This window comes from Peribacillus sp. Hz7 (assembly GCF_042136355.1).
Taxonomy (GTDB): Bacteria; Bacillota; Bacilli; order Bacillales; family DSM-1321; genus Peribacillus; species Peribacillus asahii_A.
The window spans coordinates 1-21,043 of record NZ_JBHHJV010000039.1 but is presented as its reverse complement, the minus strand read 5'-3'; the positions used below and the strand labels follow the sequence as shown (position 1 = coordinate 21,043).

At 36.6% G+C, this 21,043-nt stretch carries 19 protein-coding genes; 15 read left to right on the top strand and 4 right to left on the bottom strand.

All coding sequences use genetic code 11. From position 1 onward, the window contains the following. The first annotated feature begins 661 nt into the window (after positions 1 to 661). The 4 genes from ACE199_RS22795 to ACE199_RS22780 all read left to right on the top strand — a co-directional run bounded on the left by ACE199_RS22795 (position 662) and on the right by ACE199_RS22780 (position 4,980). Positions 662 to 1,084, top strand: coding sequence for a hypothetical protein (locus tag ACE199_RS22795; RefSeq protein WP_375351804.1), 423 nt, complete (start codon positions 662 to 664; stop codon positions 1,082 to 1,084). Positions 1,085 to 1,375: 291 nt separating this feature from the next. After that, a complete protein-coding gene (locus ACE199_RS22790) occupies positions 1,376 to 1,729 on the top strand; it encodes a hypothetical protein (protein ID WP_375351803.1) in 354 nt (117 codons plus the stop codon). A gap of 338 nt (positions 1,730 to 2,067) precedes the next feature. Continuing rightward, entirely contained in the window at positions 2,068 to 3,336 is a 1,269-nt protein-coding gene (locus ACE199_RS22785; protein WP_375351801.1) for a mechanosensitive ion channel family protein, read from the top strand. 795 nt (positions 3,337 to 4,131) lie between these two features. Continuing rightward, complete coding sequence (locus tag ACE199_RS22780; RefSeq protein WP_375351799.1) at positions 4,132 to 4,980, top strand: MBL fold metallo-hydrolase; 849 nt, start codon at positions 4,132 to 4,134, stop codon at positions 4,978 to 4,980. Between the two features lie 174 nt (positions 4,981 to 5,154). Here ACE199_RS22780 and ACE199_RS22775 read toward each other — a convergent pair whose 3' ends face one another. Next, positions 5,155 to 6,336 (bottom strand): NupC/NupG family nucleoside CNT transporter, encoded by a 1,182-nt coding sequence (locus ACE199_RS22775; protein WP_375351797.1) that lies wholly within the window; start codon positions 6,334 to 6,336, stop codon positions 5,155 to 5,157. Between the two features lie 404 nt (positions 6,337 to 6,740). Here ACE199_RS22775 and ACE199_RS22770 point away from each other — a divergent pair, with 404 nt between their 5' ends. The 5 genes from ACE199_RS22770 to ACE199_RS22750 all read left to right on the top strand — a co-directional run bounded on the left by ACE199_RS22770 (position 6,741) and on the right by ACE199_RS22750 (position 11,780). Beyond that, entirely contained in the window at positions 6,741 to 7,340 is a 600-nt protein-coding gene (locus tag ACE199_RS22770) for a nucleotidyltransferase family protein (protein WP_375351795.1), read from the top strand. Between the two features lie 135 nt (positions 7,341 to 7,475). Then, a complete protein-coding gene (locus ACE199_RS22765; protein ID WP_375351793.1) occupies positions 7,476 to 9,635 on the top strand; it encodes a xanthine dehydrogenase family protein molybdopterin-binding subunit in 2,160 nt (719 codons plus the stop codon). Next, positions 9,632 to 10,099, top strand: a complete 468-nt coding sequence (locus ACE199_RS22760) for a (2Fe-2S)-binding protein (protein ID WP_098175203.1) — start codon at positions 9,632 to 9,634, stop codon at positions 10,097 to 10,099. Before ACE199_RS22765 ends, ACE199_RS22760 begins: the two co-directional genes overlap by 4 nt. Then, positions 10,093 to 10,959: an FAD binding domain-containing protein gene (locus tag ACE199_RS22755; protein WP_375351791.1), complete on the top strand. Its 867-nt coding sequence runs from the start codon at positions 10,093 to 10,095 to the stop codon at positions 10,957 to 10,959. The genes ACE199_RS22760 and ACE199_RS22755 overlap by 7 nt, the downstream gene beginning before the upstream one ends. A gap of 26 nt (positions 10,960 to 10,985) precedes the next feature. Then, complete coding sequence (locus tag ACE199_RS22750) at positions 10,986 to 11,780, top strand: XdhC family protein (RefSeq protein WP_375351789.1); 795 nt, start codon at positions 10,986 to 10,988, stop codon at positions 11,778 to 11,780. A gap of 423 nt (positions 11,781 to 12,203) precedes the next feature. Here the strand turns inward: ACE199_RS22750 and ACE199_RS22745 are convergent, their stop codons facing one another. Next, positions 12,204 to 12,350 (bottom strand): BH0509 family protein, encoded by a 147-nt coding sequence (locus ACE199_RS22745; RefSeq protein ID WP_252295344.1) that lies wholly within the window; start codon positions 12,348 to 12,350, stop codon positions 12,204 to 12,206. Between the two features lie 658 nt (positions 12,351 to 13,008). Here ACE199_RS22745 and ACE199_RS22740 point away from each other — a divergent pair. After that, a complete protein-coding gene (locus tag ACE199_RS22740) occupies positions 13,009 to 13,902 on the top strand; it encodes a VTC domain-containing protein (RefSeq protein ID WP_375351787.1) in 894 nt (297 codons plus the stop codon). A gap of 79 nt (positions 13,903 to 13,981) precedes the next feature. On the opposite strand, the gene ACE199_RS22735 is transcribed toward ACE199_RS22740, so the two are convergent. Next, the gene (locus ACE199_RS22735) at positions 13,982 to 15,025 is read right to left on the bottom strand and encodes an acyltransferase family protein (RefSeq protein ID WP_375351785.1); all 1,044 of its coding nucleotides are present in this window, start codon (positions 15,023 to 15,025) and stop codon (positions 13,982 to 13,984) included. 736 nt (positions 15,026 to 15,761) lie between these two features. Between ACE199_RS22735 and ACE199_RS22730 the strand changes: the two genes are divergently transcribed. From ACE199_RS22730 to ACE199_RS22720, 3 genes are all read left to right on the top strand, one after another. Next, the gene (locus ACE199_RS22730) at positions 15,762 to 16,277 is read left to right on the top strand and encodes a YehS family protein (protein WP_375351783.1); all 516 of its coding nucleotides are present in this window, start codon (positions 15,762 to 15,764) and stop codon (positions 16,275 to 16,277) included. A gap of 431 nt (positions 16,278 to 16,708) precedes the next feature. Then, positions 16,709 to 17,605, top strand: coding sequence for an HNH endonuclease (locus ACE199_RS22725; RefSeq protein WP_375351782.1), 897 nt, complete (start codon positions 16,709 to 16,711; stop codon positions 17,603 to 17,605). Positions 17,606 to 17,760: 155 nt separating this feature from the next. Continuing rightward, a complete protein-coding gene (locus ACE199_RS22720) occupies positions 17,761 to 18,633 on the top strand; it encodes an ADP-ribosylglycohydrolase family protein (RefSeq protein WP_375351780.1) in 873 nt (290 codons plus the stop codon). A 104-nt stretch (positions 18,634 to 18,737) separates the two neighbouring features. On the opposite strand, the gene ACE199_RS22715 is transcribed toward ACE199_RS22720, so the two are convergent. Next, a complete protein-coding gene (locus tag ACE199_RS22715; protein ID WP_252295333.1) occupies positions 18,738 to 18,869 on the bottom strand; it encodes a small, acid-soluble spore protein L in 132 nt (43 codons plus the stop codon). Between the two features lie 184 nt (positions 18,870 to 19,053). On the opposite strand from ACE199_RS22715, the gene ACE199_RS22710 reads away from it, so the two are divergent. Continuing rightward, positions 19,054 to 19,329 carry a MutS N-terminal domain-containing protein gene (locus tag ACE199_RS22710; RefSeq protein WP_375351778.1) on the top strand — a complete coding sequence of 92 codons (276 nt, stop codon included), beginning with the start codon at positions 19,054 to 19,056 and terminating at the stop codon, positions 19,327 to 19,329. 281 nt (positions 19,330 to 19,610) lie between these two features. Continuing rightward, the gene (locus ACE199_RS22705) at positions 19,611 to 20,870 is read left to right on the top strand and encodes an RNA-guided endonuclease InsQ/TnpB family protein (protein ID WP_375351776.1); all 1,260 of its coding nucleotides are present in this window, start codon (positions 19,611 to 19,613) and stop codon (positions 20,868 to 20,870) included. The last annotated feature ends 173 nt before the right edge of the window (positions 20,871 to 21,043 follow it).

The window sequence follows — 21,043 nt, the reverse complement described above, 5'->3', positions numbered from 1 at the left end:
TTTCGGGCAAGGACCCTGTCGGGCAGCATAAACTGACATCCACCTCATGGAAAGGTTGGACGAAGGAATTTTGGAGCGAAGACTCTGTGAGACATGGGAGGGTTGACCTCCATGAGAGACGTGGAGACCACTAGTGCAACTATAATTTAACTGGATACCCACTTATTGGATAACAGTGGTTAAGTGGCTAAAGGTTTTTTAACTCCTTGGCTCCAAAAATATCCTTCACTTCCCCCTAATCCCAATAAGAGAATGACTAACACATGTAAGCGACTTTAAAATTTTAAGAAAACAGGAGAAAACAAGAGATATTCCTTATTTTATAGAGGGAGTTTAGTTCAATAAATAATTATGATAAATGGCTCTTGTTACAGTATGCAGCGTATTATAATGTTAAAACGACTTCAACGTGACAATTTTATATTTGCTTTGTTTATGTAGTTTAATTCCATAGGAGGGTTACATATGGAAGACTTAAAATTAGAATTACATATTGTAGGAATATATGGCAGCTTACGTAAAAACCCGTTTAGAAATTACTAAAAAAATAAAATGCTTCAATATAGATTAAAACAACTTTTTGGTGAGGATATAATAAATTGAAGCAAGATAAGGTTTTCTTGCGATTGTTAAAAATGTTTTTTAGGAAGGGTAAAGAAAAATGCTTTATATATGGGATATTGAGAAGATAATTAAAAATATATTACAAGAGCTCAAACTAAATATAAATGTTGAATTCAACAATAAACTCACTGCACCGATGAGTTATAACGTTTCGACAAATACGATAAAGTTTAACTACATACAAATTAACGGATATAACGCTAAAATTAACTTTAAAATTAAAGAAACAGATGAAAACTTTGTGAAAATTATTCTTTATCATCAGCTCGGTTATTATTTAGAATTTAGGAAAAATACACGAGTTTTAAAGACTCTCATTTATGGTAAAGAAGACGAAAAGGAACAGCTTTTAGCAGAAATCGAAGAGAATTCTTGGGAATGTGGAAGAACACTGGTACCCGAATATCTATTAAAAGCATATGATCAAGTACGTGAATTGGATAAACTTTGGGACACATAGGTTTTCAAAATCATACAACTCTCGATTCGATTGAATAACAGAAGCTACAGGTGTGATGACTTTGGGGAAACGTAAAGGTTAATCTATAATCCCATGATATCCATTCATCGTAAATAAAGCATTTTGAATGTATTTCTCTTAGTTTCTGATGTCATCTTCTATAAATAATTCAATGCTCACTAAATCCTTTCCGAAAGAAGTATTTCTTAAAGAATATAAAAAAGAATATGAAAGAATCTCTATATTAATGTGAATTTATAATACAAAACTAGCTAGAAAGGTGGTAAATAGATGGTGGAAGATATTGAGTGGGAATATATTGATTCTTTTCCTTCTGATATGGATGAAAAGGATTTACTTAAAAAGGTACAGCCTAAAATTAAGCAGCAAGAACAATTATTTTATAAAGAAATAGAAACCAAGGAAAATAAGATTACAGAGTTGAAAGAGGAAAACAAGAAATTCCTAAAGTTATTAGCAAATGAAGTGATAGAAAAAGTTGATTACGATGAAGCGGTTAATGAAAATATAAAAGTAATTAAAGAGTTACAATCAGAAATACTTCAAAAGAAAGATATGCTGAAGCAGTACGCAAAAAATACAGAGATGCTTCAAAAAGTCCAACATGAGTTAAAAAGCTCATAGATATAAAAGATATAACACCAGAGTTACTTCATAAACTTATTTACAAAATAGAGGTAAAAGAAAACAAGGATCTTATTATCCATTACCGTTTCTCTAACCCTTTTTCTGTAAATTGAAGTAGTGACCAGTACTCGACACACGTTGAGTGTATCTCGCAACTCATTTTAAAAGAAGACAACTAAATAGAACACTTCTATTTGACTGAACCCAGTAAACGGAAGCGTTACAACTCAGGGGCTAAGGTATCATTTTTTCGTTATTGATAAAGTAGGAATTGACAGTTTAGATACTTTACCCGTAAAGTTGCTTATGATGCAAATTAAAACGGAGGAGAACAGATGCAATTCATTAATAATCTACTTCTGAATATGGAACTAGATCCTAAATTAGTAGAATATCTTTCGATTATAATCAAGACTCTGCTTATAGGGCTTATCTGTATCGTAGCAAATTTTATTTCAAAGAGAATAGTGATCAGGATCATTACTCGTATCGTTACAAACTCCAAAATCAAGTGGGGTCCAATCATTTTGGAGAGAGAAGTTTTTCGAAAGTTATCCCATATTGTTCCTGCGGTCATTATTTATTCGTTTGCTTCAACCTTTCCAACCTATCAATCAACCATCGAGAAATTGGCCATTGCCTATACGATTATTGTAGGGTTAGTGTTTATACGAAGCTTACTAAATGTATGTAATGATATTTATCAAACCTTTGAAATATCCAAGGTTAAGCCTATTAAAGGATATATTCAGGTGGTTAACATTATTATCATGACTCTCGGGGTCATCTTAGTTATCTCGAACCTAATGGGAAAGAGTCCTCTTATTCTATTAAGTGGTATTGGTGCTCTCTCGGCTGTTTTGATGTTAGTATTTAAAGATTCGTTATTAGGACTAGTGGCAGGAATTCAGTTGACGTCCAATGATATGGTTCGGGTTGGTGACTGGATTGAAATGCCAAAGTATGGAGCAGATGGTGACGTTATTGATATTTCTTTAAATACCGTAAAGGTTCAAAATGGGGACAAAACGATTACGATGATACCAAGTTATGCCCTTATTTCCGATTCATTTAGAAACTGGAGAGGAATGCAAGGTTCAGGCGGCCGACGAATCAAGCGCTCTTTGTACATAGATACCAGTAGTATCACGTTTTGTACCGAGGAAATGATTGAAAAATTTATAAAAGTTCATTACCTTTCAGACTACATTATTCAAAAGGAAAGGGAAATTACTGAGTATAATACCAAAAATGAAATAGATAGGAACAATCCTGTGAATGGTAGGGCCCTTACCAATATCGGTGTTTTTAGGGGATATATCAGCAATTACCTCAAAAATCACGAAGGAATCAATCAGGATATGCCCTTAATAGTTAGACAGCTGGCACCTAGTGAATACGGGCTGCCTCTAGAAATTTATGCATTTACAGATTCCGTACAGTGGGCAGTGCATGAATCTGTGCAATCTGATATCTTCGACCATCTATTTGCTGTTGCACCAGAGTTTGGACTTAGAGTATTCCAAAATCCATCTGGGGCTGATGTAAGAAACGTGGTAGAAGAATCGAGCAACAAAGCCTTAAGTGGCGAAAGAAGCTATTGAAATAATCAATCACCGAAACAAAACCGGCTGTCTTAAATAACACAGTCGGTTTTTTCTAATTCAAGAGACTACTTTGGTAACTCTCTACACTTGGTTGTTGTCAATTCTTGTATATATTTCTCAAGCTCAGGCATGTCCACTTCTCTGGCTATTCCTATGGATAATTCAATATCATACCAATTCATTATAACAGCATTAATTATAGCTCACAAAAGACTCACCAACATCCCATGTGTTGCCGCATACACTTTAGACATGTGGAGTGCTGTTCACTACTTGTAAGGAAAGATTAATAAGAAACGTAACAGTGAGGTAAAGAGCCTTTTCATTTAGAAAGGCTCTTTAGTGTTATGAAGGTATATAAGTGTAGCAGTAACTGAATATATACTTGGCCATCTGTGCTAAGCATTTGGAATACAAGGAGTGACCTCTACGCTGCCAGAGATAGACATGGTTTCGGATTATAACAGATTGAGCTTGAGAATATTGATATAACGGGCTTGATTTTTAGTATGTTGGATTTAGTAGGGAGTGGTTGGGGACAGTTTGTTTATATTGTGTCCCCAAGCTGTCCCCAATTCTAAAGTGCCATGTTGAAAGAGTAATACCTATTAACCTAATAAATGTTGACACGTTGAAGGAAAAACATTAAGCAGAGAGGATGGATAGGCATGGTGTTTCGGATTAATCGAACTGAACCCTACCATAAATAGACGCGTTTTTTGAAAAACTCCCCTATGAGTAAACAATCGCTATTCGGCTTAAAATATTATAAAAGAAAGGAGGTAGCCCTTTATGCACTCAATTAACAAAATAGGAAAGAGTTTTTGGTATATCACTCCAATATCGGTGACCGACCGGCCCATTCTGGGGATGGTGGTAGGCAAAAACAAGACATTAATGATTGATGCAGGCAACTCGGAAGACCATGCAAATTATTTTTTGAAAGAACTTTTAAAAAGGGAGGTCCCTAATCCTGATATGGTTGTTCTTACTCATTGGCATTGGGATCATATCTTTGGTCTTTCAGCATTACCTAATACAGTTTCTATAGCTTCCAAAGAAACAAAAAAAGAAATAGAGAAGCTAATTCCGCTTTCATGGTCAGACGAGGCATTAGATGCACGAGTAAAAGAAGGATCGGAAATTGAATTTTGTGCGAATGCAATTAAGGAGGAATTCACGGATCACCGAGACATCACGATTGTCTTGCCGGATTTAACTTTCGAAAAACGAGTGGAAATGGACCTTGGCGGGGTAACCTGTATCGTACAACACGTTGGAGGGGATCACGCTCGAGATTCAGTAATCGTGTATATTGAAGAAGAAAAGATTCTTTTTCTTGGTGACTGCATTTATCCTGATATTTTTTCCGAAAAAGAAAACTATACAATCAAAGAAACACTACATCTATTAGATGAATTAGAATCATTTGATGCAGATACATATATACCTTCACATCAAAAGCCGATTTCAAAAAAGGAATTTAATCAGGAAGCAACCAAGCTTAGAACCATTGCGAAATATACAGATATTTGCAGTGGTGATAAACAGAAAATCATTGAGGAATACGAAAAGTACGTAAAAAGGGAACTTACAGAAGACGAAAGAGAAACCATTGCCAACTTTGTAAATGGTTATTAAATGACCCCTTGTGTTTAGCAGGGAAAGATCAGTTAAGGAACCCACTATTCAAGTAGTGGGTTTTAGCCTTTAGTTAACTATTTTAATGGGGGTGTCTATTTCGTTCATTAAAGCTAGTTTTCTTTCCTCGACCCGTTGTTTATGCATGTAAAAAAACCTAGTAAAAACTAGGTTTTATAAAACGAAACTAACGATGATACCTGAAAGTATGCTTACAAGTGTGGCGCCATATAATAGTTTCAATCCAAAACGTGCGACGACATTCCCTTGCTGTTCATTCAAACTTTTGACCGCTCCGGCAATAATGCCAATGGATGAGAAGTTGGCAAAGGAAACCAGGAATACAGAAAGAATCCCGAGTGTGCGGGCGCTAAAGTGATGATTGCCTCCGGACAAATCCATCATCGCGACAAATTCGTTGGTCACTAGTTTAGTCGCCATAATCCCCCCGGCCCCAACTGCCTCCGATAAAGGAATCCCCATAATAAAGGCAATTGGGGCAAAAAGATAACCTAATAGCCGTTGAAAGGAAATGTTAAATATTAGCTCAAACACATTATTGATTCCCGCCATTAAAGCAATGAACCCAATCAGCATGGCCCCGACGATAATTGCAACCTTAAAACCATCAAGGATATACTCCCCGATCATTTCAAAAAAGGATTGTTTTTCCGACCTCTGTATTTCTAATATATCTTCACTTGGTTTTACCTCGTACGGATTAATAATAGAAGCAATGATAAAACCGCCAAATAAATTTAAAACTAAAGCTGTGACAACATATTTTGGCTCAAGCATCGTCATATAAGCGCCAACTATGGATATTGATACAGTAGACATCGCCGAAGCACATAGAGTATACATGCGCTGTTTTGAAATCAGGCCGAGTTGTTTTTTTAACGTGATGAAAACCTCCGATTGTCCGACCATCAACGAGGCAACTGCATTATATGATTCAAGTCTGCCCATTCCATTCACTTTACTTAATAGCCATCCAATTCCCTTCATGAGGAACGGGAGAATTTTCAGATGTTGGAGAATCCCAATTAATACAGAAATAAATATAATTGGCAATAATACAGTTAAAAAGAAGGGTGCCTCTCCCTCGTTCGCCATGCCGCCAAACACAAAGGAAACCCCTTCGTTTGCGTATTCGAGTAGTATGCTAAAAATTGTAGATATTCCCATGATGATGTTGAGGCCGAATTCTGTATTTAACAGTAACACTGATAAAATAATTTGGATGATAATCATCATGATAATTGGTTTGAATTTTACTACTTTTCGATTGGAGCTTGCCAACCAAGCCAATAACAATACAACAAGAATACCTAAAATAGAAATACCGTATCGCATATGTAACCTCCTGATGAATTTAAACATTATGTACATGCTTCGAGTATAATTACCGCTCGTATCGTAATCTCTTTTATTTGTGATTGCCACGGATATTATGCCCATATTTTACAAAAAGAACCGGACATAATAGGTGGAAAAAGACGATTTGAGAAATTTCAAGATGGGTAAATTGAGGAAATAAAAGGAGAAAAACTGCCAGTTAAATAGGTGTGGTGAAGCGTACCATAAGTAATATAATGAGGCTTTTACGCATATAAGAAAGAAATACTGTCCAGATTCTTTAATTAAAGTTCAAAGCATAAACAAACAATGATCTTTTAATAGTCCATACAGCAAATCCTTACTCCGCTTGTGCTCTTATTGTGAGAATGAAGAAAAATGATAGATAGAAGGTGACAAACATGGAAGCAATCGTCCTAGCTGCTGGATATTCCAGCCGAGCGAATGCATTTAAAATGACTTTTCCGATGGGGCAAATGAGCGTGTTGGAGCAAACGATTTCTAAATTTGAAGGATTATGCAGCAGGGTCATCGTCGTAGCTGGGTTTCAAGCGGAAATCATCCAAGAGGAAATTGCCAAAATCATCAGTAAAAATTCCTATTCATTTCAGATCAAGTTTGTTTATAATGAAAACTTTAATCAGGGAATGTTTCATTCCATTCAAAAGGGCTGCAACGAAGTAAATGCCCCAACCTTCTTTATAACACCCGGAGATTGTCCGCTTGTTAAAAAAGAGACTGTTCAGCTACTAGCAAAACACAAAGGAGACGTGGTTATTCCCAGCTTTGACTATAAAGGCGGCCATCCCATCAAATTATCAAGTGAAGTGAAGCAGAAAATTCTCGAAACCAACCCAGAAAGTAATTTACGTGTGGTCCTGGGCGGTTACGAAAAGCAATACATGAATGTAGATGATGCGGGAGTATTAATGGATATTGATACGCCGGAGGATTACCAAAAAGCCATTGATTATGATAAAGCTTTAAATTTCTCGAAGTAAAAATATAATTAAAAACTACGAAAATCTTGAATAGAAATGAATCATAAAAGATCATTCTCATTGATAAAATTGTAGGAAGAGGTTTCTATTCAGAATATGTCCCTTTAAAAAAATGAGTCGAAGGGTGTTGTTGCAATGAATCTCAAAGACATAAGCACCTCAGTGCCCAAAAAGGACCATACAGGCAAAGTATCGGGCCAGTTGCCCTATATTAGTGACGTGAAAGTGGAAAATATGGTTTATGGTGTTTTGTATCGGTCGCCAATTGCTTATGGAAAAATTATATCCATTCAATTACCTAACCTTCCGGAAGGGTATGAAGCTGTTGGAGCAGAGCATATCCCCGGACCGAATTATGTCAAAATTATCAAAGAAGATCAGCCCATTTTTGCCAATGAATGGGTCAATTATATTGGTGAGCCGATTCTCATGCTCACTGGCAAAGACCTGGATATCCTGTACAGTTTGTTAAATGAAGTGAAGGTTGAATTTGAAGAACATCAGGCTATCTATACATTGGACGAAGCAATCAAGCAAAAATCAGTATCTTTAGTTTTGGCAAGCTATGAATTTGGAGAAAGCTTAGAGAACATTTCAGCTATCGAGCAGGGAGCCCATCAAATCATCGAAGAAGAATATGATACGGGTTATCAGGAGCATGTCTACCTTGAGCCGCAAGGAATGCTCGCCGTTTATAAGGATGATGAAATTGTCGTCCAGGGATCGATGCAATGTCTTTATTATATAAAAAATGCATTGCTAAGCGCATTAGCCTGTGGTGACGAGGAAGTCAGAGTTGTTCAAAGTCCTACCGGTGGAGGTTTTGGCGGCAAAGAAGATTATCCTTCGATGATGGCTTGTCACGTAGCCGTTGCCGCAAGAGCAGTCAAAAAATCGGTAATGCTCGTGTTCGACCGTTCTGAGGATATGCTGGTTACGACGAAAAGACATCCGGCCAAACTCAAATATCGAACGGCCCTTGATAAGGAAGGAAATATTGTGAGCATGTGTGTTGACATCTTTCTCGATGGAGGGGCGAATGTGGGATTGAGCTCTGTCGTGCTGCAGCGCGCATTAATAAACAGTGCCGGTGTTTATAAAATTCCGCATTTTCATGCAAAAGGCTATGTCTTAAAAACCAATACCGTTCCGAACGGCGCCTTCAGAGGCTTTGGGGCTCCACAAAGCTTTGCCGGAATCGAAAGTCATATTGGACATCTTAGTAAACTGGCAAAAATCGACCCGCTTGAATATAAACGAAAATACCTCGTCAAACAAGGAGACCCCACCATCACCAAAGGTAAATTCCGCGACCCGATATTAGTGGAAGAAATGATTGAGGACGTACTCAACGTGTCAGAATACAAAAAGAAAAAAGAAGATTTTCAGCGCTTAAATCAACAAAATCAGCGCTATAAAAAGGGCATAGGAACTTCGCTGTTCCTCCACGGCTGTGGATTTACAGGCAGCGGCGAAAGAGATCATATTAAAGCAACGGTGAAGCTGGTTAAATCAAAGGACGGCAAGGTTATGCTAAAAATCTCAAACTCTGATATGGGACAAGGTATTTTGACGACGTTGTGTAAAATTGTCGCCAAAGAACTTGACCTTCCGTTCGAAGATATTTTGTACCCTTATCCCGACACAAAAGAGGTTCCCGACTCGGGTCCGACAGTAGCTTCCAGGACGACGATGATTGTCGGAAAATTGCTTGAACGGGCCGCAAAAAAACTTAAGGATCAGTGGCAAACAGGGGTGAAACAGGAAGTAGTTGAGCACTATGTTCACCGTGAAATGATTCCTTGGGACGAGAAAACCTTCACTGGAGATGCCTACCCGGCTTATTCATGGGGCGTTAATATCGTTGAAGTAGAAGTTGATACGTTAACAGGAAATATAAAGTTAGAAAAAGTATACGGCAATTATGAAGTTGGGAAGGTTATCGATGAACGGATTATGAAAGGCCAAATTGACGGTGGTTTGGCTCAAGGGCTAGCATACGGTTATCTAGAAAAGATGACGTCAAAGCAAGGTAGAATCCAACAAAAAAGCATATCGGATTATGGACCGCCGACTTCATTGGATGTTGTTTCAATCGAAAGCAAGGTTTTTGATAACCCCTATGCTGATGGTCCATACGGGGCGAAGGGCGCAGGTGAATTGACTTTAATCGGAGGCGCTCCAGCAGTCCAAGCTGCGATCGAGGATGCCCTGCAAACTTCTTTTCAGCAAATTCCGATTACACCGGAAGTCATTATTGAAAGTCTTTGGATGAAAGAAGGTGAAGAGGGTTGATTAAATTCACACTAAATGGAAGAACGGTAGAAACTGACGCCCCTGCTACAGCAAGATTACTAGATTTATTAAGAGATGAGTTTGAGTTAATCGGAACAAAGGAAGGCTGTGGTGAAGGGGAGTGCGGAGCCTGCAGTGTTTTTGTGAATAACCTCCTGCAAAACAGCTGCCTTATTCCAATTGGCTCGATTGCTGGTGCCGATATTCAAACGATCGAAGGCATCATTGAAACGGAACAATTTAAAATTTTAGATGAGAGCTATTCCATCGCCGGGGGAGTGCAATGCGGCTATTGCATTCCGGGGATGATTATGGCAAGTGCAGCTTTGTTATCTAAAAATCCTCATCCTTCAGAGGCTGAAATTCGTGAAGGCATCTCCGGAAATCTGTGCCGATGTACGGGCTACAATATGATTGTTGAGGCGATTAACCTAGCAGCTAAAAAAGGTGATGGCTTATGGTAGAGAAAATAACAGCGTATCGCTTCGAGCGTTTAGACGAAACGTTGAGCCAATTGAATAGAGAAGATTGTGCAATCATAGCCGGAGGCACCGATGTTATGGTTCTTCACAAAAGTAGAAGGGGAGTACCTCCGAAAATCCCTAAACCGATTGTTTTTATTAATCATCTTTCCGAATTAAAGCAGGTGTATCAACATCACAAGGATCTCCACATCGGGGCCTGCTGTACCTATAGTGAATTACTTGAAAATCCGTTGATTCCTTTTGCTTTAAAGAATGCAATTAAAACAATTGCTGCCCCGGCAATTAGAAACAGGGGAACATTAGGCGGTAATATTTGCAACGCCTCTCCAGCCGGTGACATGCTTCCTTTATTATATGTATACAATGCAAAGCTTCTGTTGCGCTCCGTAAATGGTGATCGCATGGTTGCGATTAGCGATTTTATTCAAGGTCCACGACGGGTTCAACGCTTTCACAATGAAATAGTAACGGAGATTATACTGCCGTCCGTATTAGAAGATTCACATGTCGTTTTCGAGAAAGTCGGCAACCGCAACGCAGATGCCATTGCCAAAGTATCGTTTGCGGGTTTCGTCCGGATAAGCAAAGATCGAATCGATGACATTCGATTTGCCTTCGGGGCGGTCGGACCTACGATGGTTCGTTCCATTGATATTGAGAAGAAGCTGGTTGGAAAAACGATACCATTAGCCGATGCAGACATCGCTGCGATTGTGGCAGCCTTCGATAAGATCATTAGACCAATCGACGATCAACGCTCCACTGCGGCTTACAGAAAAACCGTTGCGTTACATCTTTTACGTTATTTTCTTAGCATGAAGCAATATCAACCGAATTAATGTTTAAAAATAGGGGGGAGCTTTTCATGCTGCTGATGGAAAAAGTGGCCATGCTGACGCGTCAAAACGAAACCTTTGCTTTAGCCATGATTATTGAATCAAAGGGCTCGACTCCCAGGCATGTTGGAAAAATGATTGTCTACCGGGATGGTACCATTGAAGGAACTGTCGGAGGGGGCTTGGCTGAACACTATGTGATCGAAGATAGTGTAAAGGCGATCCAAAATGGCCAATCGAAAATCGTTGAATATAAATTGAATAAACATGCAAAAGACGGAATTCAGATGAATTGTGGCGGCACGTTACGGGTCTTTATTGAAGTCTATACAAGCAGGCCTGAACTCGTTCTGGCTGGAGCCGGTCATTTAGGCTATGCGTTGGCAAAGCTCGCTGATTTCCTCGAATATCCTTATTGCATTGTCGATGATCGCGTTGGTTATTGTACGAAGGAACGCTTTCCTAATGCGACAAACCTTTTTGTGAACGAGGATATTGGAAAGGCTTTGCTCGCAGCCAATCTAAATGAAAAGTCATATGTGGTAATTGTTACAAAAGATTGTGATGATATTGTATTAAAAACGGCACTACAATTTCCGATTGCATATGTTGGGATGGTCGCCAGTAAACGCAAGGTCATAAGCATATTTGAAAAGTTAAAAAGTGAAGGGGTCACGCAAGAACAGTTGGAGCAGGTCCATTCTCCAATCGGATTGGAAATTGGCTCGGAAACATCAGAAGAAATTGCCATCAGTATTATCGGACAAATCATCAAAGTAAGCAAGGAAAAAAAGCCTGTAAAAGTGAAACAATTAAATAGATAAGTAGAAAGGTATAACACCTGAGGCAGATAAAGCTAAAATCAAAATGTCTAATAGACAATGGGGTCAGTCCCTGCTGTGTTAAAGTATTGACTCAGTGGGACTAGTAATGAATGCAGTGTACTGTGATACGTTGATTATAAAACGTTCTTTAGAAAATGTTTTTGGCTTGAGTGGAGAGCTTTGTTCTCTCGACTGTTTCGTAGAGCTCATTCTCTTCTTTTTTGTACTAGTGCCTAGCCGCTAGGAAGTGAATGAAGGGGAAAAGGAAGGAAGCTGAAAGTCAGCAAGGTCAAAAAGTAACTGACCCCCACTTATGGCCAAAGGGCGGGTTTGCAAGAAATTATTTCTGAAAGTGATAAAAGTAAAAGCGGGAAACCATGAATTATCAATGTTTTTCCCGCTTTTTATCATTTTATATTTGAGTTACATATAATCATAAACAGAATCATCAAAATAGAGCCAATGATAATATTCAATCTGTGGATCTGTCATCTTGGAAATTTCTTCCCTATTGAATTTTTGTTGTTCAATTAATTTCTGCACTTTGGAATTTCTTTCTACTTGGCTCATCTTAAATCCTCCTTATAGTATGAGAAGTAACAAAGTATTTAAATATTGAAAACGCTTTCTTTTCTTCTTATTTTTATTATATATCTCAATGTGAGATCAAACAAATATCAAATATAGATGATTTTTCAGGAAATAATATAGAAATGTTATTTATCTACTTACTTTGAAGCAGTTAAAGAGGTAAGGTCGAATTGCTAAAGCCTGTGTTTTGTTAAGGGTTATGGATTTGATTCAATGACTGTTCAGGATAACCATCTAAGGGGTTATCTGAAAGTGGACTTACAACTTTTTTCTATTTGTCTTGGTATTTGCACCAGAACCATATTTTAATTCTGAATGAATGGCTGGAATGATATAGACAAAGCAGCAGTAAGTACCGAAGTGGTATATACTGCTGCTTTTTTTGCATTTGTCTTTATGAGGATGGTTCTTAAGCATACAGTTATCAAACAATTCCCTCTTAATTCTCACATAACATAAACTTTTCTATCACATATCTATCACTTAAGCCTTTTACAATACAATTATTAAATAACTCAGCAGACCGAAATGTCCTATTTTTTTAGAATTTCAATTTCCTATTGATGAAACAGGCAGAGAAGAAATGATATGAACATTTAAAGTAACATGGCGTTTTGATAACTAGGAGGAACTAACGATGGCAATTGAAGTTTTTAATCGACATGAAAAAAAGTATATGATCGATGTCGACACTTTTTCAAAAATTCAAATGAGACTTGCTGATTATATGGAGTTGGATGCTTACAACAAAAATAACGCCTATTACACAATAGCAAACCTGTACTACGATACAGCAGATGACGATTTGATTCGTCATTCGATTTCAAAACCCGTTTTTAAAGAAAAGTTGCGCATGAGAGGATACGGTACTCCAAGTTTAGATTCAAAAGTATATATCGAAATCAAGAAAAAGGTAAATGGAATTGTTAATAAACGAAGAAGTTCCATGAAATTAAAGGAAGCATACGGTTTTTTACAATCAGGTATAGCACCTACATACCAGCCATATATGAATCAACAGGTTCTTGGAGAAATTGAGAGTTTCCTTACACAATATCAACTGAAACCAGCAGTGTATCTTGCTTATGATCGAATGGCATACTTCGGTAAGGGAAACCGAGACCTACGGATGTCTTTTGATTTCAATATTCGGAGTAGACGATCTGAACTTATGCTCGAAGCAGGAGATCACGGACAATTAGACGAACAGCGTATGGAACGAGTAATCTACAACTTAATCGGAAATGCAATTAACTACATTGGAGAAGATAAGGAAATTAAAGTGAATTTAATCGATCTAGGAAGTAGAGTACGCTTCGAAGTAATCGATACTGGAAAAGGTATTCCAAGTGAGGAGCTCAACCTGATTTGGGATAGATACTATAAGGCGAAAACTCATAAGCGTTCAATCATAAGCAACGGATTAGGCCTTTCAATCGTCAAAAGCATACTTGAAATGCACCAAGCTGAATTCGGCATAGAAAGTGCTGTTGGTAAAGGGAGTACATTTTGGTTTGAATTAAGAAAATAAAAGCACAAAACACTTGAGAGGGTTCTGGTGCAAATACTAAAAAAATTATCAAAAGGTTCTGGCACCAGAACCTTCTTTTTTATCTACTTTGAAATTTTTTACGATAAAACTTGATCATGCCGGCGACTCTTGCTGTAAGAAGTTTTAATTGAGACAGTTTTAATTCAATTAATGGCTGAGTAAAGGAAATAGTGACTTTGTCAGACAACAGGAGAGTGAGCAGCAATGATATTCCCGCTAGTAATATAAAGTGTTCAGGATTTTTAAAGTAATTTTGGATTTGACTTTCCCTGAATACCTTGACAAAAAAGCCGTGAAGCAAATAAATATATAATGTGTTTTTACCAAGATTGGTGAAGAAATATTGTTTGCGTGGTATAAATCCCATAACACTTACTACCATTAAAACACTTAATAAATAAAATCCAAGTCTTTTAAACATGGCTGCAACCGAGGTGGCACCTAGTTCCTCGTAAGAATTAGACCCAAGAAGCCACTTATAGCTGATATCTGGATAGAAATAAAAGCCGGTAAACACAATCACAAAAACAGCGAGGGCGAGCAGCCTAAACCTTATTTTAAATAATGAATAAATATATTCTTTCTTTAGATAATATCCTAGTAGAAAAAACGGAAAAAATACAAGAGTTCTTGATAGGCTTAAATAATTGGATACCCAGTCTGCGTAGCCAGCCAGCAATCCAATTGCAAGTGAGACTGTAATTGAAATAACGGCTTTATATTTAGCAAAAAGTAAAAGCATCAAGTTCCAGCAAAATAGACTTATTAAAAACCATAATGACCATTGTGGATTAAAAGGGTCCAATGTAATTTCCGACTGGTCATATAAAAAATAATAAAAAACAGAGTAGATTATTTGAAAAATGAGGTAAGGGAAAATCAGTTTTTTCGTAATTTTTTTTACATAGCCTTTTTGGTAAAAACCTTTTGCAAAGAACCCCGATACTAAAATAAATGCAGGCATATGGAAGGTGTATATCACTTTATATATCGTATATATGGTCTCGTTATCTTCAATAAAAGACGTTAGAAAATGGCCAAAAACAACAAAGAATATCAAGATAAATTTTGCGTTATCGAAATAATAATTACGTGTTTTCATGATTCCCTCCAGTACTGACACTTTTTTTAAATTATATTGGCAACTTCTTTGAATGGGTGTGGATTCCCTATTATTTAAACAAATTGAAGGTTTAACGTTATATTTGGTATTTAATTTTAATAATGGTAATTTAATCATTCAGGAAAAGGGTATTGGAAGAAATCAACCTTACAGCAAGCATTTGATACCTATTATCTTTCAGTGAAAAGCCCTTTGATTCTGTGAAAAAAGGGCTTTTTGATTGCAATTTATTTAAAATCTTTGTTTTAACGTACTTTATCCGAGTTATGATATTGGAACTGAAAGAAATGGAAAAAGTGTGAATTAACAGTAAAAATATTACGAAAAATATGTGTAAATTATCATAAGCGGGATTATCGCTAACGTCGGGGAACTTTATCTAATGTTTAAGTAAACATAGTGGGGTAAGAAATGAACTATTTGTTAAGAATGAGCCGGGGAACAGGGAGGAAGTCTGTCCAAAGCGAGATTGAATTCATACATAAATTATTCGGAGCAGCATCATTATTCATAGATGAAAGGGATATTGAGGTTCTCTGTTTCTAACAAGTCATATTTGCACCCAAATCAGTTTTTTTATAAAATCTTTATATTTAGTTCCGATACTGTTACAATAATACGTTTATTTAGGTTATGATGATTAGTATTGGTTCTTAAAAGGACAATAATAATAATGATGACTATACATATGGCAATATTATTTGGAGGTTTATAAATGGATAATAACGATATATTAATTAGGCTAAGATATGCTCTAGATATAAAAAATAAAGATATGGTAGAGATATTTAAACTTGGCGGTATAGAAGTTACAAAAGACGAAGTACTAAAGATCCTTACAAAATCAAAAGATGAGTACGATGATGAAGTTGATGTAGAGGAAACTGAAGGTCAGATCAAATGCAATAATAAGATGTTAGAGTCCTTTTTAAATGGCCTTATTACTTTTAAAAGAGGTAAACAAGATTCAAAACCAGGACAACCTAAAAGCCCTGAACCTACTGAAAAGAACAAGGACCATATGAATAATATGCTGCTTAAAAAATTGAAAGTAGCCCTGCAATTAACAACGGAAGATATACTGGATATCCTTGATGAGGGCGGTATTATTGTATCAAAAGGTGAATTAGGCGCGATTTTACGAAAAGCAGGACATCGAAATTATAAAGAATGCGGTGATAATTTCACCCGTAAATTCTTAAAAGGTTTAGCTTTCACATATAGAGCATAATTTATCGTGCCTGTCGTCTAAGCTATTTAAGTTATTTCTTGCAAAGAATAATAAATGTATGACGATTAACGGTTTTAGAATCAATCTTTTTCGTTTCGTTGTACTTTGAGATTGTATATTTTCTTCTAGAAATAAACGTTTAAAAGTAATTACTTGCTTCCTCGCATATGAAAAAAGTGATATCGGAAGAGGGTAACTTCAAAAGGTCGGTTTGTAACGATTTTTTGAAGTTACCCTTTTATTTTCATTTTTCGTCATGTTGGGAATCGTACTACATGTCTATCAAGCAACATTGTTTTTACATGATTACATGATTATCCAATCATATAGATTTTCATTTAAAAGCGTTTTTAACTTTTAAAAATTAATAGTAATATAATGATAGGTATATAGTTGTGATTTATTATATTTAGAAAAGGAGTCAGTATACGATGGGAGTTATTCGAGGGTTGGGTAAAGCAGTGAATAAGGTTGCCGGTGGAGCGGCAACAGGCGGAGTCAAGATCATAAGTAAAGCTGTTTCTTCTAAAAATGAGAAGCTAGGTGAATATATTAATGAAGTGGGACATAGTGTGATTGAGGCATCCAAAAGTGCGGTTGATTCTGTCGGTCAGTTTGCAGACGGAACCATACAAGGTACTTACGGAGTGCTTAAGAAAAGTGAATATCATAAACAGCAAGGATGGGCTGATATAAAAGATTCTACAGGACGTACTGTAAAGGGCATTGGTTTAGGGATTACATACACGGTAAAGAGTGCAGGTATTACTGTAAGCGGTCTGAAAAATAAAGATAGAGATCAAATTCTTCATGGTCTAAAAAATATAGGGAAAGTGGCAGCTGTCACAACGTTTGCGGTAGGAGTCATTGATATTTTAGATGGAGCTGATTCTGTACAAGCAGAAGAAATTGAAACAAGAAATGATCATTTAAATGGGGGAGAACATGTAGAAACAGGTGTGCCTTTTATGGAAAGAACGGTTGAGTTACCTAATGGAGAGGTCGTAACAGGATCATTCCCTGTATTCGAGTCCCAATTTAGTGTTGTTCTAGTAGAAGAAATGTATCTAGAAAGTGATTATACTCAATTTAATATTGCTAACGAAACGCTCTATCAATCTATTCAGGAAAATCCAGATTTAGCAAAAGAACTAGGTTTATCGCAACTTGATGTACAAGCTTTAGCGAATGGCACAACTCCTGAAGGATATGTCTGGCATCATTCCGAGCAACCGGGTGTTTTACAACTAGTAAATGAAGAAATTCACCAAAATACAGGACATACAGGTGGACGTGAGCTTTGGGGTGGTGGAAGTGAGTATCGTTAGTAATTTTCATTTTATTTCAAATGTGTATGAAATATTGACTAAAAAGGGTAAAGAAGTAGTATAAACAGGCTATTATTATCTTCTAGTTGAATTCCTAATCAAACATAAGATATTGTAACAAATTAATGGGAAGAGTAATAAATGGAGGTGAAATAATGCTAAATAAAATGAAAGGCGGACTTTTTGGGGTTGCTATTGGTGATGCGCTTGGAGGTACCACAGAGTTTATGAGTAAAGAAGAAATCATACATAAATATGGAAGAGTGACCGATATTATTGGAGGTGGATGTTGGGACCTTATACCGGGTGAAACAACAGATGATACCGCCATGACGCTTGCCGTTGCAAAGGGAATTATTACAAATCCAAGCGAACCCATTGAGGAAATTGGCAGAGAATTTTTAAAATGGTTTAAGACAAATCCAAAAGATGTTGGCATCACAATTAGAACGGTTTTTGAGAACTACGAGGAAGACTGGTTCGAAGCTGCAAAAAATGTTCATGATTTACTAGGTGGGAAAAGTGCTGGAAATGGCAGTTTAATGAGATGTTTACCGATTCCTTTAGCGTACTCTGAAAAAGAGAAAATAGATAAAATTACAATTCTCCAATCAAAAATGACTCATTATGATGATTTAGCTTCAGAAGCATGTGCTGTTTATAATCATATTGCTTATCGTCTTCTTAAAGGGGAAGGTCTTAGAACCTCAATAAACCTAGAAACAAAGGGCACAATTTATGAAGCAACATTAGATTCGGTACCAGATTGCAGACCTGACGGGTATGTAGTGAATACGATGAGATGGGTTCTTTATTGGTTATTAACTAGCGAGACATTTGAAGAAGTGGTTGTTGGAGCTACGAATATGGGGGATGATAGCGATACGACTGCTGCTATTGCAGGGGGGCTTAAAGGTATAGAGGTTGGATTTAATGAAATTCCTGAGAAATATATTAGTAAATTAGTGGATAGAGAATTGCTAACACAGATGTCAAATGCTCTTTATGACATCCGTGATAATAAATAAAACGGTTTTAGATAAGAAAAGCACTATTTTAAAAGAATTAGTTTAGGATTGTGGGACTTGCATAGTATGTGTAAGTCCCACAATCCTTATCTAAGACATATTTGTTATTTTGTATTATTCTTCTTAGCTGCATTCTCAAGTTGAGACTTTGGTTGTCTTTCCCGCTCTGCACCTGTTGAATATCCTTGAGGATTTACTCCACTAAATGCTTTTGCACCACGATTTTTTTTACTCATATGACACCTCCTTACACTAGTATTTCCAAAATGCTAAAACTCATTTTGGTTATTTTTGTTAAGTATATCAAGCCCTTTATTGATTATTCTTATAACATAATGTACTTGGGAAGTTGGATTAGAAAATATACAGAGTTTCTCAAACGGTGTGATCCAATACTAAAATGAAAGCTGGTGATATACAATGCATAAAGGTGATGAAGTCTATATTACTAGGACGGGGAAATTTTATCACTACTTCGACGATGACTGTCCCACTACCTCGCGAATTCTAAAGGGGAAAACCCCAGCAAGAAAAATTAAAGAAGAAGAGGCGATAAAGAAGGGATACGCTTTATGCAGACATTGTGCAAAAGAATATGCTGAAGACTTGGCTGAACGTCGGGGCTGCGGTACAGCAACTATTTTCTTTCTAGCAGCAGGTATCGGTGCAAGTTTTACTTTGAAAATTTTCATTTAGATGAACGACATTTCCTACTTTTCATTTTCAGACTATGATAAGTATATGTTGAACAAGCAATGACATTATTTGAATTTGAATATCTATTGATTATTGAAAAATCTTTAGAAAATTATAGCTTTTTCAAACGAGAAAACCCATCGCCTTTAGGTGTGGGATGAGAGTGAGATCGGGTCAAAGAATAGCTTTTGCCATTTCAATTGACTGAAAACCCCACTAAAAAAATTAAGCATTACCATAAATTGTTATATAATGGATGTATAGTAAGGAGGTGAACATAGATGTATGTAACGCAAAGCAACCAAATAAGAGGGCTTTCAAAAGAACAATTTCAACAATTAAGAGAAATGTGTCACTACGCAAAAAATCTATATAATGTAGGACTATACAACATTCGTCAGCACTATTTCTTAGAAAAAACTTTCTTGAAATATGAATCCAACTATCATGTAGCGAAAACAAATGAAAACTATAAATTGCTTCAAGCTGGTGTTTCGCAACAAATCTTGAAAGTAGTAGATCGTTCTTTTAAGAGTTTCTTTAATTTGATTAAAAAGGCTAAAAAAGGAGAATATCGTTTTCAAGACATTAAAATTCCTAAATATTTGAAGAAAGATGGTTTGTTTAATCTCATTTTTTCTACAAATGCCATTCACATAAAAGATGGTTTCTTTCGTGTAGCTGTTTCTAATGCCTATAAAAAAGCTAATCCAAATCATGAAGATATTTTAATTCCTTTCCCTTCACGGTTGGAAGGCAAAAAAATCAAAGAAGTTCGGATTGTTCCTCGTAATAACGGACAATTCTTTCGTATTCAATATGTGTATGAACAACCTTGTGAATCTATAGAATTGGACTTTAACAAAGCTTTGGCAATCGACATTGGGCTTAACAATTTAGCTTCTTGTGCTGATACAGATGGGGCATCCTTTTTAGTGGATGGTAAAAAACTCAAATCAATGAACCGTTTGTACAACAAAGAAAAAGCTAGGTTGCAATCTGTTGCCATGAAGCAAGGCTCGAAATATACAAAACGCATAGACTCACTGACGTTAAAACGAAATAATCAAGTAAACGACTATATCAAGAAAAGTGCTAGAATTATCATTAATCATTGTGTAGAAAACAAAATTGGGAACCTTATTTTTGGTTACAACAAAGATTTCAAGCGCCACATCCATATCGGTAAAAAGAATAATCAACAATTCACTCAAACTCCATTTGGTAATCTTCGGGAACAACTATCGAATCTTTGTGAACACTATGGAATTTTCTACAAAGAACAAGAGGAATCCTATACAAGTAAGGCTTCATTTTTCGACAATGACGAACTACCAAAATGGAATTCATCAGGTGAAACAGAACATCACTTTAGTGGAAAACGCATTAAGCGTGGATTGTACCGCACATCTACTGGATATGAATTCAATGCTGACATTAATGCTGCTTTAAACATTTTACGTAAAAGTAACTTGCTGGATACTCGTATCCTACAAGCTAGAGGGAGCTTGGCTCGCCCATCAAGAATAAGGGTTACATAACCAAACTTCTTGTAAAGAATCCCACGCTTTTCACCGTAAGTTGTAGAGCTTGGATAGGCTACACTTAGTTGGACAGAAATTTTAAGGTCAAGTAGACTACAGTTAATATAAACGAGGAGAACCTACCATGACCAAAAGAGAGCGGAGAACATTTACACAAGAATTTAAACAAC

Excerpts from the sequence above, each read along its gene's own strand:
- ACE199_RS22775 (WP_375351797.1), bottom strand. The coding sequence starts at position 6,336 with ATGCGATACGGTATTTCTATTTTAGGTATTCTTGTTGTATTGTTATTG.
- ACE199_RS22720 (WP_375351780.1), top strand. The coding sequence starts at position 17,761 with ATGCTAAATAAAATGAAAGGCGGACTTTTTGGGGTTGCTATTGGTGAT.
- ACE199_RS22735 (WP_375351785.1), bottom strand. The coding sequence starts at position 15,025 with ATGAAAACACGTAATTATTATTTCGATAACGCAAAATTTATCTTGATA.
- ACE199_RS22770 (WP_375351795.1), top strand. The coding sequence starts at position 6,741 with ATGGAAGCAATCGTCCTAGCTGCTGGATATTCCAGCCGAGCGAATGCA.
- ACE199_RS22740 (WP_375351787.1), top strand. The coding sequence starts at position 13,009 with ATGGCAATTGAAGTTTTTAATCGACATGAAAAAAAGTATATGATCGAT.
- ACE199_RS22715 (WP_252295333.1), bottom strand. The coding sequence starts at position 18,869 with ATGAGTAAAAAAAATCGTGGTGCAAAAGCATTTAGTGGAGTAAATCCT.
- ACE199_RS22785 (WP_375351801.1), top strand. The coding sequence starts at position 2,068 with ATGCAATTCATTAATAATCTACTTCTGAATATGGAACTAGATCCTAAA.
- ACE199_RS22750 (WP_375351789.1), top strand. The coding sequence starts at position 10,986 with ATGCTGCTGATGGAAAAAGTGGCCATGCTGACGCGTCAAAACGAAACC.
- ACE199_RS22730 (WP_375351783.1), top strand. The coding sequence starts at position 15,762 with ATGGATAATAACGATATATTAATTAGGCTAAGATATGCTCTAGATATA.
- ACE199_RS22705 (WP_375351776.1), top strand. The coding sequence starts at position 19,611 with ATGTATGTAACGCAAAGCAACCAAATAAGAGGGCTTTCAAAAGAACAA.
- ACE199_RS22765 (WP_375351793.1), top strand. The coding sequence starts at position 7,476 with ATGAATCTCAAAGACATAAGCACCTCAGTGCCCAAAAAGGACCATACA.
- ACE199_RS22790 (WP_375351803.1), top strand. The coding sequence starts at position 1,376 with ATGGTGGAAGATATTGAGTGGGAATATATTGATTCTTTTCCTTCTGAT.
- ACE199_RS22725 (WP_375351782.1), top strand. The coding sequence starts at position 16,709 with ATGGGAGTTATTCGAGGGTTGGGTAAAGCAGTGAATAAGGTTGCCGGT.
- ACE199_RS22745 (WP_252295344.1), bottom strand. The coding sequence starts at position 12,350 with ATGAGCCAAGTAGAAAGAAATTCCAAAGTGCAGAAATTAATTGAACAA.
- ACE199_RS22795 (WP_375351804.1), top strand. The coding sequence starts at position 662 with ATGCTTTATATATGGGATATTGAGAAGATAATTAAAAATATATTACAA.
- ACE199_RS22755 (WP_375351791.1), top strand. The coding sequence starts at position 10,093 with ATGGTAGAGAAAATAACAGCGTATCGCTTCGAGCGTTTAGACGAAACG.
- ACE199_RS22780 (WP_375351799.1), top strand. The coding sequence starts at position 4,132 with ATGCACTCAATTAACAAAATAGGAAAGAGTTTTTGGTATATCACTCCA.
- ACE199_RS22710 (WP_375351778.1), top strand. The coding sequence starts at position 19,054 with ATGCATAAAGGTGATGAAGTCTATATTACTAGGACGGGGAAATTTTAT.